The 13,898-nt window shown below is 65.3% G+C and carries 12 protein-coding genes; 2 read left to right on the top strand and 10 right to left on the bottom strand.

The annotated features are described in order from the left end of the window. Positions 1 to 43 precede the first annotated feature (43 nt). From BJ6T_RS12450 to BJ6T_RS12440, 3 genes are read right to left on the bottom strand one after another with little or no spacing between them, the layout of a single operon-like run. Entirely contained in the window at positions 44 to 1,708 is a 1,665-nt protein-coding gene (locus tag BJ6T_RS12450; protein ID WP_014492718.1) for a carboxylesterase/lipase family protein, read from the bottom strand. A gap of 25 nt (positions 1,709 to 1,733) precedes the next feature. Beyond that, on the bottom strand, positions 1,734 to 3,218 hold the full coding sequence (locus BJ6T_RS12445; protein WP_014492717.1) for a carboxylesterase family protein: 1,485 nt from the start codon (positions 3,216 to 3,218) through the stop codon (positions 1,734 to 1,736). A gap of 21 nt (positions 3,219 to 3,239) precedes the next feature. After that, positions 3,240 to 4,580, bottom strand: coding sequence for an MFS transporter (locus BJ6T_RS12440; RefSeq protein ID WP_014492716.1), 1,341 nt, complete (start codon positions 4,578 to 4,580; stop codon positions 3,240 to 3,242). A 208-nt stretch (positions 4,581 to 4,788) separates the two neighbouring features. On the opposite strand from BJ6T_RS12440, the gene BJ6T_RS12435 reads away from it, so the two are divergent. Then, the gene (locus tag BJ6T_RS12435) at positions 4,789 to 5,439 is read left to right on the top strand and encodes a TetR/AcrR family transcriptional regulator (protein ID WP_014492715.1); all 651 of its coding nucleotides are present in this window, start codon (positions 4,789 to 4,791) and stop codon (positions 5,437 to 5,439) included. 181 nt (positions 5,440 to 5,620) lie between these two features. Here the strand turns inward: BJ6T_RS12435 and BJ6T_RS12430 are convergent, their stop codons facing one another. The 6 genes from BJ6T_RS12430 to BJ6T_RS12405 form a co-directional block, all read right to left on the bottom strand. Further along, entirely contained in the window at positions 5,621 to 6,406 is a 786-nt protein-coding gene (locus BJ6T_RS12430) for an ABC transporter permease (RefSeq protein ID WP_014492714.1), read from the bottom strand. Then, entirely contained in the window at positions 6,403 to 7,215 is an 813-nt protein-coding gene (locus BJ6T_RS12425) for an ABC transporter permease (protein WP_039229077.1), read from the bottom strand. Before BJ6T_RS12425 ends, BJ6T_RS12430 begins: the two co-directional genes overlap by 4 nt. A 69-nt stretch (positions 7,216 to 7,284) precedes the next feature. Beyond that, positions 7,285 to 8,331, bottom strand: a complete 1,047-nt coding sequence (locus BJ6T_RS12420; RefSeq protein WP_014492712.1) for an ABC transporter substrate-binding protein — start codon at positions 8,329 to 8,331, stop codon at positions 7,285 to 7,287. Positions 8,332 to 8,359: 28 nt separating this feature from the next. Continuing rightward, positions 8,360 to 9,667: an NAD(P)/FAD-dependent oxidoreductase gene (locus tag BJ6T_RS12415; protein WP_028170623.1), complete on the bottom strand. Its 1,308-nt coding sequence runs from the start codon at positions 9,665 to 9,667 to the stop codon at positions 8,360 to 8,362. A gap of 15 nt (positions 9,668 to 9,682) precedes the next feature. Next, a complete protein-coding gene (locus tag BJ6T_RS12410; RefSeq protein ID WP_014492710.1) occupies positions 9,683 to 10,399 on the bottom strand; it encodes an HAD family hydrolase in 717 nt (238 codons plus the stop codon). Between the two features lie 36 nt (positions 10,400 to 10,435). Then, positions 10,436 to 11,518 (bottom strand): ABC transporter ATP-binding protein, encoded by a 1,083-nt coding sequence (locus BJ6T_RS12405; RefSeq protein WP_014492709.1) that lies wholly within the window; start codon positions 11,516 to 11,518, stop codon positions 10,436 to 10,438. Between the two features lie 212 nt (positions 11,519 to 11,730). On the opposite strand from BJ6T_RS12405, the gene BJ6T_RS12400 reads away from it, so the two are divergent. Further along, a complete protein-coding gene (locus BJ6T_RS12400) occupies positions 11,731 to 12,669 on the top strand; it encodes a LysR family transcriptional regulator (protein WP_014492708.1) in 939 nt (312 codons plus the stop codon). A gap of 20 nt (positions 12,670 to 12,689) precedes the next feature. On the opposite strand, the gene BJ6T_RS12395 is transcribed toward BJ6T_RS12400, so the two are convergent. Next, positions 12,690 to 13,841 (bottom strand): alpha-hydroxy acid oxidase, encoded by a 1,152-nt coding sequence (locus BJ6T_RS12395; protein ID WP_014492707.1) that lies wholly within the window; start codon positions 13,839 to 13,841, stop codon positions 12,690 to 12,692. Between the last annotated feature and the right edge of the window lie 57 nt (positions 13,842 to 13,898).

Here is a 13,898-nt window from a genome sequence, read left to right as displayed (position 1 = left end):
TGGATGGCCGGGACAACAAGCCCGGCCCTGATGCTGGGGAATCTCAGTCCCGCGAGACCCGTGGCGTCGAGGGCGTGACATTCGCCGGCGTGTGGAAGTCCAGCCGCGCCATGTTCTCCTCGCGAACACCGGAATCGTCACCGAACTCGACATATTTCTGGGCGTTCTGATTCCACTGCGGCCACGGCGTTGCCGGCGTGCCGGGATTGCCGGTCCGTGCGAACGCGACCAGCGTATCCATCATGCGTTCGGACATGGCGCGATCGAATTCGGTCCAGACCCGCGTGGCGCGAAATTTGTTGAAGGCGTCCTGGGTCCCGAACCAATAGGGCACGTCCGAGGTATGGTAGGCGCCGATCTTCTGCGGGCTGTCGAAGAACTGCACGTCCTTTGCAAACGGGTGCACGCGGGAGAACATATACATGTAGAACGGCGCCTTGCCGGTCTTCGCCTGCGCCATGGCCCAGTTGCGCGTGCCGACCTCGACCAGCCCCTCGCGTGCGGCGAGCAGTCCCATCACCTTGGCCTCTTCGTCGGTCTTCGCCGGATAGAGTGCGAGGAAACGATCGGCCTGATCGCCGTAGAGCTTTCGCGCAGCGGCGACATAACCTTCCAGATTGGCCGCGGTGCGGAGGTCGTTGGAGCTTTCGTCGCTGGTAAAGCCCGCGACGGTTGCGACATCGTTCTGCTTCCCTGCGGCAAAGATGTTCGGCCCGGTGTCGGGCAGGACGTAGCCGTCGATGTCGGGCGTCACCGCAATCGTTCCGGCGCAGCCGAGCTGGCAATCCTTCTGGATTGCCAGGATCTTGTCGGCCTGGATCAGCCGCATCTCGGCGAGTGAGGACGCGCCGAGCGCCGCCTGCACGTCCAGACCGATCTTCTCGGCGGCCGGCAGCGCCGGGAATTTGAATCGATTGTCGAACATGCTGAGACTCATCGCGAAGCCGCGATGGAACAGGCCCTTCGCCAGCGGGCTCGCCTCCAGCGCGGAGACCGACATGGCGCCCGCGGACTGCCCGGTGATGGTGACGTTGTCGGGATCGCCGCCGAACGTCACAATGTTGCGCTTGATCCATTGCAGCGCCGCGACCTGGTCCATCAGGCCGCAATTGCCGGAAGCACGATGCGGCGATTCCGCGGTCAGTTCGGGATGGGCCAGATTGCCCAAGATGCCGACGCGGTAATTGAAGCTGACGAAGATCGTGCCCTTCCTGGCGACATTCTCGCCGTCATACATCGCCATGCCGCTGGAGCCGAGCGTAAAGCCGCCGCCATAGATCCAGACCACCACCGGCAACTTTGCGCCCGCTTTCGCGTCAGCGCTCGCCCAGATGTTCAGATAGAGACAATTCTCGCTGGTCGCCTCCTCGCCGAAATAATGATTGAGGTTGTGCCGGCGCAGCACCTGGATGCATTCGGGCGCCAACCGGTCGGCGTGATAGGTGCCTTTCCAGGCCTCGACTTTCTGCGGCTCGCGCCAGCGCAGATCGCCGAGCGGCGCCGCAGCATAGGGGATGCCGAAATACGCCTTCACGCCGGACGGCAGCACCTTGCCGGAGACAGCGCCGCTATCGATGCCGACGGGATCTTCGGGAATCGGCGTCACGACGACCTGCGCCGGCGCCGGCGAGGCCGCCAGCACAGAGAGGATCGAGGCTATCGCAAGAATCGCGCGCGGGAGCACGCGCCCGCTGTCTGAAACGCTCATCCGGTCTCCCCTTTTTCTTTTCTTGTCAGGCCACCACTTCGGGACGGGACTGTTCGGTCAGCTCCGCCCACACGCGGAAGCGCGCGCCGTCATTGAGAGGCACAATATGGAACGGCTGGCCGAAGATTGCGAGCGGTTCATTGCCGGGCGCGAACCGCGGCCAGGCCTGCTCGACATCAGGCACGCCAGTCGTGACAAAGCATAGAAGGCTCGCCTGAAGCCGCGCCGCGACGTCGATGTCGGCAGGCGTCATCGGCCCGCCCTTACGCTTGAGGATCGGCCGGTAGATGAAATCAGGCAGATGCGCCCACAGGCAGGCATTGTCCGCGCCATGGGTTGGTCCCTGCGACAGGAACGGCTCCAGCGCCGGGCGATGATCGAACCGGCTCAACCACACCGCGCCGCCCGCCGCAGCATGACGCCGCGCGAGATCGGCCATGGGGCGATGCCAGAACGCATCCGACAACAACGCCTCGTATGGATCCTCGTCGAGGCGCGCGGTGGCGCGGTAATAGGATAGCAGCCGGCACCAGCCGGCATCGCCGAACGCAGCGCGCACTTGCCGCTCAGTGGTGCGGATCATCGCAGCCGGCGGATTGCTCTTCAGGAACATCACCATCTCGTCGCGGCAGGAGCCGAGCCAGAGCGGAATGTCGCGCAAAGTTCCGTCGGTGAAAACATCGCGCGGCTCGCGCGCGATGACCGTGCCGTCGAGCACCGGACCGAACAAGGTGCCTGCGTCCGTCTCGTCCGCGAACCTGCGCCCGACGCGCTCCACCGCCGCGAACAGCTTTGGCAGCGGCACGGACGCAATCGCGCCGGGATCGCGCGCAAGCTCGAGCTCCTCGAGCACGTGGCGCGCGACATCGTCGGCGTGACCTGCACTCATGATGTCGCGCCCGGGCGCGCTTAGCGCGAGCGCACGGATAAACTTGCCTCTGGCCTGCGGCAGGGTTGCGAGCGCGATCACCATGGAGGCGCCGGCGGATTGTCCCGACAGCGTAATCGCATCCGGATCGCCGCCGAAGTTCGCGATGTTGGCGTGGACCCAATCGAGCGCCGCGAGCGTGTCCTGGAGCGCGAGGTTGTTGGCTTCGGTGAAGCCGTGGCGATGGAGTTGCAGGAAGCCGAGCGGCCCGAGCCGGTAGTTGATGGTGACGATGACGGCCGGGCCGTGTACGGCGAGGAAGGAGCCGTCATAGTCGGCGCCGCCGCCGGTGACGAAGGCGCCGCCATGGATGAAGAACTTGACCGGCAGCGGGTGATCCGCCGCCGGCGCCCAGATGTTCAGGCTGAGACAGGATTCCTCGTCAGCATGATCGAGATGGCCGGGCTGCGGCGCATAGGCGCCGTAGTCCGAGCATTGGCGCGGCTCCGTCCACGCGAGCGGCGGTGTCGCCTTGGCAAAACGCCGCGCGGTCGCAAACGGCACGCCCTTGAAGGCACGCAGGCCGTTCTGCTCGGCGCCGATGATCGGCCCGCTGGTGGTCGAAACTGCGTTGGTCAACATGCGACTTTCACTCATCCTGACTCAGGCGCGCTGCTTGCCGAGATCGGCGATGTCGACATTGTGGGTTTCGCGCGCGGTGGCCGCTGATGCCGCCGAGATCACGCAGCAGCAGGCAACGAAGATTGCCACGGGAATCCAGCCGTTCGGCCCTTCGCCGACCAGGCTCGCGCTCACCAGCGGCGTGAAGCCGGCGGCGAGGAAGCCGAGCTGCGTGCCGATCGCCGTGCCGGAGTACCGCACGCGCGCGTCGAACATCTCCGCATAGAACGACGGCCAGATCGCGTTCGGCGCGGCGTAGATGACACCCGAGAGGATCATCGCCGCGGCGAAGATCGCCAGCGTATTTCCTGATGTCACCAGCATGAAATACGGGAACACCAGCACCGCACAGCCGAGCACGCCACCGATGAACACCGGCTTGCGGCCGATCCTGTCGGCCAGCAGCGCCCACAGCGGCTGGGTGAGCAGCGCCGTGACATTGCCGAGCACGCCGGCCCACAGCATGGTCGGGCGCGCGACGCCGAACTTGCTGGTGGCATAGCCGAGCGCGAACACCGCGGTCATGGTGCTCACGGTCGCGATCAGCGCGCAGACGATGACGCGCAGCACATCCGGCCAGTAGTCGCGCAGCAGCGTCACGACGGGGAAGCGCGCCACCTGCGCCTTGTCCTTGATGTCCTCGAAGACGGGCGTTTCCGGCATGGTCCTCCGCACCAGATAGGCGACCAGCAGCACGAGCGCGGAGAGCAGGAACGGAATGCGCCAGCCCCAGCTCAACAACTGGTCTTCCGGCAGGCTCGACACCGGGATGAACACCAGCGTCGCAAGGATCGCGCCGGCCTGGGTGCCGCTCAGGGTCCAGCTCGTGAAGAAGGCGCGGTTGGAATTGGCGGAGTGCTCCAGCGTCAGCGAGTTGGCTCCGCTCTGCTCGCCGGCGGCCGACAGGCCCTGCAACAGGCGGAGCAGCGTCAGGATGACAGGCGCGGCGTTTCCGATGGTCTTGGCATCCGGCAACAGGCCGATCGCAAGCGTCGAGCCGCCCATCAGCACCAGCGTGAACAAGAGCACCGTCTTGCGGCCGATGCGGTCGCCGAAATGGCCGAGGATGACGGCGCCCACGGGCCGAGCGATATAGCCGATGCCGAAGGAGAGCAACGCGAGCAGCGTCGCGGTCGAGGGATCGACGTTGGCGAAGAACACTTTCGGAAAGATCAGCGCCGCAGCGGTGCCGTAGATGAAGAAGTCGTAGTATTCGAGCATGCTGCCGACGAAGCTGACCAGCGCGGCGCGCTTCGGCAGCTTGTTCGGCGCGGCTTCCGCGCTGGATGATGCGCGCAGCGGTGCGGTTGACGTCAACGTCATTGAAAACTCCTCCCGATGTGGCCGGTGCGGTTCGCGTCAGGCAGATCGCCTCGCGCGCGTTTTCTGGTTCTGGTTGCCGCAACTTTGGTTTGGAGCGATAATGTACGAACTAGTACGTTTATGCAATACGCATTGGATCAGTGCCCGGACGGGTGAAATTTGCCTTCACCTTCAAGGTGATCCGTGGAAACTGGCGGGAGAAACAGTGATGCTCGAGCGCATGCCGCCCCCATCGAAGCGCACCAACGACCCCGAGCGCACCAAGCGCGACATCCTCGAAGTGGCGATGGCCGAATTCGCCGCGGAGGGCTATTCCGGCGCCCGCGTCGATGCGATCGCGGCGCGCACGCGTACGTCGAAGCGGATGATCTATTACTATTTCGGCGGCAAGGAGCAGCTCTATCTCGCGGTGCTGGAGGAGGCCTATCGCACTATCCGCGCGCTAGAAGACCAGCTCGACATCGGAAGCTGCGACGCCCGCGAGGGATTGCGCCGGCTGATCGAGGCGACCTTCGACCATGACGAGCGCAATCCGAACTTCATCCGCCTCGTCAGCATCGAGAACATCCACCACGGCAAGCACCTGAAGCAGAATTTGCAACTGCGCCAGCTCAACGCCAGCGTGATCGCGACACTCGACGGCATCCTCGAACGCGGACGCGGCGAAGGCGTCTTCCGCGACGACGTCGACGCCATCGACCTGCACCTCGCGATCTCCTCCTACTGCTTCTTCCGCGTCGCCAACCGCCACACCTTCGGCGCCCTGTTCGACCGCGACCTCAGCGAGCCCCGGGTGCTGGCGAAGAGCCGGACGCAGATCGTGGAGATGATCCTGGCGTGGCTGGCGGCGACGGCTTAGCTGCGGCTACACCCCAACTGTCATTCCCCGCCACCGGGTCTCGCCTTCGGCGAGCCCGATGACAGGCTCCAGCGGGGAATCCGGTACGCTGCCGCCTCTCGACTCAATTACCACCCTCTCGGAGTACTGGATCGCCCGCCTTCGCGGGCGATGACACCGAGGGCGAAGCCACAGAGCCCCCTCACCCGCCCTTCTTCCCCCGCGTGCTCGCCAGCAGCACCAGCATGAACGACGCCGCCGTCATCAGCGTCGAGATCGCGGCAATCGTCGGGTCGATCTCGTCGCGCAGCGCGGTGAACATGCGCTTGGTCAGCGGCTGATACTGGCCGCCGGAAATGAACAGCGCGACGATGGTCTCGTCCATCGCCGAGATGAAGGCGAAGATGCCGCCCGCGACCACGCTCGACTTGATCTGCGGCAGCGTCACCGCGAAGAAGCTGCGCAGGCGGTTCATGCCGAGGCTGCGCGCCACCATCTCCTGCGCCGGATCGAAGCTCTGCAAGCCCGCGAGCACCGAGATGACGACGTAGGGCAAGCCCAGCATCACGTTCGCCAGCACGAGGCCGGGCATGGTCGCGACCAGGCCGACCTTTGCATAGACGAAGAAGATGCCGACCGCAGTGATGATGATCGGCACCACCAGCGGCAGCAGCAGCGCCATGTGCATGATGCGCATGATGCGCAGCTTCGACTGGCTGATCGCGTAGGCCGCCGCAACCCCGCACGGCGTTGCGATCAGGACCGTGAAGAAGGCGACCGTCAGCGTCACCCGCGTCGCCTGCATCCAGGCCGGATTGGCGAAATATTGCTGGTACCAGCGCAGCGAGAACGACGGCGGCGGGAACGTCAGGAAGCGCGCACTGGAGAACGAGATCGGCGCGATGATCAGGACGGGAAGGATCAGATAGACCAGCACCAGCGCGCTGATCACGTAGAGGACAATCCGTGCGGGCGAAGTGCGCGTCATTTCTGCCCCAACACGCGATCGAGCGAGATGAAGCGGCTGACGGCGAAGAAGATCAGGAGCACGCTGAGGAGCAGCACCACGGCGACCGCGCTCGCAGCGCCGAACTGGTTGTAGAGCTCGACATTGCGGCTCACCAGCATCGACACCATCACGGTGCGGCCGCCGCCGAGCAATTCCGGCGTGATGTAGAAGCCGAGGCAGAGCACGAACACCATGGTGCAGCCGGCGAGCACGCCCGGCAGCGACAGCGGCAGGAACACGCGGAAGAAGGTGAGCGACGGGCTCGCCCCCAGGCTCGCGCCGGCCTGCATCAAATCGCCGGGGATCTTCTGCATGGTGGCATAGAGCGGCAGCACCATGAACGGCAGCAGGATGTGCACGGTCGCAACCACCGTGCCGAACGTGTTATGCACCAGCGCGAGCGGCTCGGAGATGACATCGAGATAGCGCAGGAACTGGTTGATCACGCCGGTACGCTGGAGCAGCGCGAGCCACGCATAGGCGCGGACCAGCACGCTGGTCCAGAACGGCAGCACAACCAGCGACAGGATCAGGATGCTCCAGCCCTTCGGCACGGCGTTGGCGAGATAAGCCACGGGATAGCCGAGCAGCAGCGCAATGACCGTCACCGCGAGGCTGATCTCGAAGGTCAGCGCAAAGCTGCGCCAGTAGATGTCTTCGGTGAAGACCCGGCGATAGTTCTCCAGCGTAAGACCGTCATGGTAGATCGACTGCCAGGCGAGCCAGCCGACCGGCAGCACGATCAGGAGAAGAATCACGAGCAGCGCCGGCGACACCAATGCCAGCATCAGCGCATGCTCGCGGCGCTGATGCTTTTGGGAGGAATCCGGCACGGATGTCGACAACGCTGGCCTCACTTACTTCTGCATGAACGATGCCCAGCGCTTCTCGGCCGCCTCGCCCGCGGGCGAGGACCACCAGGCGTAGGACATCAGCGCCTGCTTGGCCGCGTTGGCCGGCTCGCTCGGCAATTGCGCGGCGCGTTCGGGCTTGATCACGCCGGTCTCGAACGCCTTCGGGTTGCCCGGGCCGTAGTCGATGTTGAGCGGCAGATTGGCCTGGTGCACGGGATCGACGGCCTCGTTGAGGAATTTGACTGCCGTCTCCAGATTCGGCGCGCCCTTGAGGATGCAGAGTGAGGTGCTCTGGAGGACGCCCTGGTTGTAGGTGAAGGAGACTTTTGCACCCTCCTTGGCCACCGCGCTGACGCGGCCGTTCCACGCCATCTCCATGTCGACCTCGCCGTCATTGAGGAGCTGCGCCGACTGCGCGCCCGAGGTCCACCACACCGTGATGTGCGGCTTGATCTCCTCCAGCTTCTTGAAGGCGCGGTCGACGTCGAGCGGATAGAGCTTGTCGGGCGCGACGCCGTCGGCCATCAGCGCGGCCTCGAGCGTGGCGATCGGGTGATTGCGCAGCGCACGGCGGCCGGGGAATTTCTTGACGTCCCAGAAATCCACCCAGCTGTTCGGCGCGTCCTTCGGAAACGTCTTCTGGCTGTAGGCCAGCACGCTGGAATAGAACTCGTAGGATACCGAATAGGGGCTGCGATACGCCTCCGGCATCGCCGCCGCGTTCGGGATCTTCGAGAAGTCGAGCTTCTCGATCAGCCCCTGCTCGCCGCCGCGCAGGCAATAGCCGGTCGGAGTATCGACGACATCCCAGATCGGCTTGCCGCTGCCGACCTGCGTCTTGATCGCCGGCCAGGCGTCGGGAATGGAGTCCTGGTTGATGGTGATGCCGAGCTTCTTGGCGGAGGGATCGAGGATCGCCACCGTCTGCGCCGCCTGATAGGCGCCGCCTTGCGAGACGAAGGTGATCTGCTCGGCGGCGCTCGCCGCAGTGGTAAATCCGATTGCGCCCAGCACGGCACAACCCAATCCAAAATTGCGTGTCGTCATCATCCTCGCCTCCTCCATCACCAAAGAGATCTCACTGACCGATCGCATCGAGAAACTGGTACCAGCCGGCGACCATGCGCACGGCGGGCTCGCGCAGCGGATAGAACGGGATCGCCTTCATGCGCCTGATATCGAGCAGGCCGACCTCGGGCGTCTCGCCGCGGACAAAGGCAGCGAGATAGCGGCCCATCAGGCTCGACATCGCAACGCCCGCGCCATTGTAGCCCATCGAGACCAGCGTGCGGTCGTCGAGCCGGCCGATATGCGGCACCGAGTCCAGCGTCATGCCGACGAGGCCCGACCATTTGTAGGCGAGCAGCACATCGGCAAGATCCGGGAAGATGCCGACCATCGCCTTGCGCAAGGCGTCGAAGGCGGCTTGCGAGTCCTGCTTGCCGAAAGCGCCGCGGCCGCCGAAGATGACGCGATTGTCGACCATGCGGAACCAGCGCATCATGCGCTTGGTCTCGGTGTAGGTGCGCCCCGTCGGCATCAGCTTTCCCGCGAGATTGCGCGGCAGCTGCTCGGTCGCGACCATGGCGCTGCGGAACGGGATCAGCGTGCGCTGCATGTGCGCGGTCGCATCAGTCAGGTCGGAATAGCTGTTGGTGGCGATGATCGCCTGTCTCGCGCGCACCGCGCCTTGCGGCGTCTCGGCGACGATGCCGCCATTCTCGCGCCGGAGTTTGACCACCGGCGACTCCTGGAAAACCGGAACGCCGCGACGCGCGACGCCATCGGCGAGCCCGCGCAGATAGTTCAGCGGATGGATGCCGCCGGAGCCGGGATTGAGCACGCCGCCGACGAAAATGTCCGAACCGGTCTCGTCACGCACCCCGCGCTTGTCGAGGATGCGGACTTCGGCGGAGCCCATTTCGCGCGTCATCCAGTTGGCTTCGTCGATCGCGGCCTTCAGCGTCGTCTCGTTGTGGGCGGCCTTGACCTGGCCCGTGCGCGTCAGCGCCGCGCTGGTGATGCCGAATTCGGACACCAGCTCCTCGACCATGTCAGTCGATTCATGCGCGATCTCGTACATGCGCTGCGCCATGGCGCGGCCATGCGCGGCGTCGATCTCACGGAACGACAGCCGAAACTTCGCGGTGATCACCCCGCCATTGCGCCCGCTCGCGCCCCAGCCGGGGCGGTTCGCCTCCAGCACGATGGGGCTGAGCCCGCTCTTGGCGATGTGGTGCGCCGCGGAGAGGCCCGTGTAGCCTGCACCGATGATCACCACATCCGCCTGTCGCTCGCCCGACAGCACGGGAAACGCGCGCGCCGGCTCCGCCGTGGCTTCCCACAGCGAGTTGGCCGATGGCAATGCGCTCCAGTCCCGTGTCATGCCGCCGCTCATGCCTTACGCCGCCGGTCCGATCGCCGCGTCCGCGAGCGCCTTCAGCGTCGGGAAGTGGAAGTCCGGCTTGGTCAGCGTCTCCACCGCCGGCGTGCCGCCGAAACCGGCGATGCCCTGGCGGCGCTCGATCCAGCACACCTTGTAGCCGAGCTTTCGCGCGATCCCGATGTCGTGGTACTGGCTCTGCGCGACGTGCAGAATGTCGGACTGCTTGTAGCCGAACGCGGACTGGCGCCCCTTGTTGTAGGCGAAGAACTCCGGGTTCGGCTTGGCAACACCGGTATCGTCGGCGCAGACGGTGTCGTCGAAGGGATTGCCGAGCGCATGCGCGTAGCAGGAGAGCGCGACGCGATCCGCATTGGTCATCGCCACCAGCCGGAACTTCGTGCGCAGGCGCTTCAGCGCCTCGACCGAATCCGCGAACGGCCCCCAGCGCAGCACCGAGAGCTGGAACACGTCGCAGGACGCATCGTCGGAGGGAAGCCCGAGCTCCTTGGCGAGATGGCGATAGACGTGGAACATCGCCTCGCTCGAGCGCTCGTAATGCTTGTCGCGCCCGCGCTTGTAGGGCTCGAAGATCTGCTCGTCGCTGAGCTCGGCCGGCGACTTGCCGGAGATCTTGCGCACTGCGGAGAGCACGCCGGTCTCGAAATCGATCAAGGTGCCGACGACGTCGAAGGTGAGAACCTTGAAATTGCTGAACGAAGCTGCTGACGACATCTTTGGTTTCTTCTCTCGGTTGAACAAGGCTTGAGTTCAGTCCCCCGCCCTGGGGACAACGATGGTGTCCTCGGGGTGAAGGGTCACGGTGAGGCTGCCGCCGAGCGGCGGGATGCGGCTGTAGGCCTGGTGATAGCTCGGCTGGCGCAGGCTGAGCGCGATGCCATCGGCGAGCGCCAGGAAGATGCGGAGGCTCTCGCCCTGGTAGACGATGTCGGTGACCGTTCCGGTCAGCCGGTTGCAGGCGGCATCCTGCGCGCCGTCGTCGATCAATAGCTTTTCGCTGTGCACGGCGAGCATCAGGGCATCGCCCGAGGGAATGGCGCGGGCGCTGCGCAGCAGCGCATTGCCGAGCGCGACGCTGGAGGCATCGACGCGGCGAACCGGCAGCATCGTCGCTTCCCCGATGAAGCTCGCGACGAAGGAATCCGCGGGATGATCGTGCAGCCGCTCGGGCGCGTCGATCTGGATCAGCCGGCCGTCCTTCATCACGGCGACGCGGTCGCTCATGGTCAGCGCCTCGCGCTGGTCGTGGGTGACGTAGATGATGGTGGCGCCGATGCGCCGGTGCAGCGCGCGCAGTTCGATCTGCATGGATTCGCGGAGCTGCTTGTCGAGCGCGGAGAGCGGCTCGTCCATCAGGATCAGGCGCGGCTCGAAGATCATCGCACGCGCCAGCGCCACGCGCTGGCGCTGGCCGCCGGAGAGCTGCGCGATGCCGCGCTCTTCATAGCCGGCGAGACCGACCATCGCGAGCGCCGCGCGCACCTTGTCGGGCCAGCTCGCCTTCGGCAGGCGCCGTGCGCGCAGGGGAAAGGCGACGTTCTCGCCCACGCTCATATGCGGGAACAGCGCGTAGTTCTGGAACACCACGCCGATGTCGCGCTGGTGCGGCGGCATCCAGGTGACGTCACGGCCGCCGAACAGGATGGTTCCGCGCGATGGCAGGATGAAGCCGCCGAGAATTCCAAGCAGCGTGGTCTTGCCGGAGCCGGAGGGCCCGAGCAGCGAGACGAATTCGCCGGCGCCGACATTGAGCGAAACGTCGTCGAGAGCGCGAACGGCGCCATACGCCTTGCTCGCGGACCTGATCTCGACGCTTTCCGCTCGTTTGTCCAACGATCGACCTCGCCTCGTTCCCTGCAATGGCGTGCCTCACTGCGCGCCATAAGCCTGCTTTATAGACAGGAATTTTGAGCACTCACGGCCGAAGCGTGCACCGCACCAAATCTTCGTTCGCAATCCCTGTCTTTAGGCTGTGATGCCAATGACACCAGACTTGGCAAAACTCGGCAATTGCCAAATTCTCACCGCGTCCATAACATGGCGTTATGCCCGAGCTGCGCCGGATGCTGCCCTCCAGTAACGCCCTGTTCGTCTTCGACGCAGCAGCGCGCAATGGCAGTTTCACGGCGGCAGCAGCCGAACTCAACGTCACGCAGCCGGCGGTGAGCCGGATGCTCGGACAGTTCGAAGAGCATCTCGGCGTCCGCCTGTTCGACCGCACTGCGGGGCGCGCGGTGCTCACCGAGGAAGGCGAGCTGCTTTATCGCCGCGTGCTCGAAGGCTTTCGCAGCATCGAGACCGGGCTCGTCGAGATCGAGCGGCGCCGCAAGGGCACCGAGACGGTGACGCTGTCTGTCTCCTCCGCCTTCACCACGCATTGGCTGATGCCGCGTATCGACAAGCTCCAGAAGCAGTTTCCCGAGGTCGATCTGCGCTTCCAGCTGATCTCCGGCGCGCTGCGCGGGCCGGTGGAGAATGTCGACCTCGGCATGCGCTTCCGTGACCGCGACGAGCCGTCATCCGGCGGTACCCTTGTGATGAAGGAAGTCATGCTGCCGATGTGCAGCCCCGGCTATCTCGGCGAGACCGATCCCGCCGAAGGCAACACCATCATTCGCCTCGCCGAGACGCCGGGCGACTGGGCGGCGGATTACGCCTCGCTTCTCACCGGCCGCCGTGGTGCGGCCAAGGCGCTGAGCTTCACCGACTATGCCGTCGTGATGCAGGCCGCCCTGCTCGGCCAGGGCATCGCGCTCGGCTGGCTGACGGTGGCCTCGCACTGGCTCCTGACCGGCGCGCTGGTGCCGGCCTCCGACCGGCTGACCACCACGCGCCGCATCTGCGAATTCCTGCCGCCGCGCAACCGGCCGATGCGCCCCATTGCCGCCGAAATCCGCGACTGGATCATCGCGCAGATGAAAAACGAGATCGCCGCGATCGACCGGCTCTATCCGAAACTCGGCGCGATGGCCGCCTGCTATTGAGGCCGAACGATCACGGCGCGCTACCCCGCCCGGAAGCGCAGATTGGCGCGCGATAGCTGGCTGATCGACGTGCATCCCATCAGCTTCATATCGCGCACGAGCTCGGCCCGCAGCAGGCCGAGGGCTCGTTCGACGCCGGGCCGGCCGGCGGCGGCGAGCGGATAGAGATAGTATCGTCCAAGCCCGACCGCCTTGGCCCCGAGCGACAGCGCTTTCAGGATATGGGTTCCGCGCTGGATGCCGCCGTCCATCATCACGTCGATGCGGTCGCCCACGGCATCGACGATTTCGGCGAGCTGATCGAAAGCCGAGCGGGAGCCGTCGAGCTGGCGGCCGCCATGATTGGAAAGGACGATCCCGGCACAGCCGATATCGACCGCGCGGCGCGCGTCTTCCACCGACATGATCCCCTTCAGGCAGAACGGGCCGTTCCAGGTCCGCACCATCTCCGCGACATCGTCCCAATTCATCGCAGGATCCAGCATTTCCGTGAAGTAACGGCCGATCGACATGGCGCCGCCGCTCATGTCGACATGCTCCTCCAGTTGCGGGAGCCTGAATTTCTCGTGGCTGACATACTGGATGCCCCACATCGGCTTGATCGCGAACTGCAGCATGCCCGCAGGCGTCAGGCGGAAGGGAATGCTGAAGCCGGTGCGCAGATCGCGCTCGCGATTTCCCCCGGTGATGCTGTCGACCGTCAGCATCATCACCTCGACGCCCGCGTCCTTGGCGCGCTGCATCATGGCGCGGTTGAGACCGCGATCCCGGTGGAAATAGAATTGATAGACCTGCGGCGTGTCGTGGGCCTTGCGCAATTCCTCGAGCGACACCGTGCCCAGCGAGGAGACGCCGAACATGGTGCCGTAGCTCGCCGCCGCAGCGGCGACGGCACGCTCGCCTTCATGATGGAACAGGCGCTGCAAGGCGGTCGGCGAACAGTAGAACGGCAGCGCGAGCTTCTGGCCCATGATGGTGACCGACAGATCGACGTCCTGCACGCCGCGCAACACGTTGGGCAGAAGGTCGCAATGCTCGAAGCTCGCGCTGTTGCGGCGATGGGTGGTCTCATCGTCGGCCGCGCCATCGATGTAGTCGAAGATCGGACCGGGCAGTCGGCGGCGCGCCAGCCGCCGGAAATCGTGGAAGTTATGACACTGTGTCAGGCGCATTTCTCAACTCCGCTCACGGCACGCTCTGCGCGTCGATCATCTTGCCATCGCGCCCGC

It is taken from the genome of Bradyrhizobium japonicum USDA 6 (assembly GCF_000284375.1).
Taxonomy (GTDB): domain Bacteria; phylum Pseudomonadota; class Alphaproteobacteria; order Rhizobiales; family Xanthobacteraceae; genus Bradyrhizobium; species Bradyrhizobium japonicum.
Note: the sequence above shows the minus strand (reverse complement) of the source record. Positions and strands in the feature narration are given on the sequence as shown.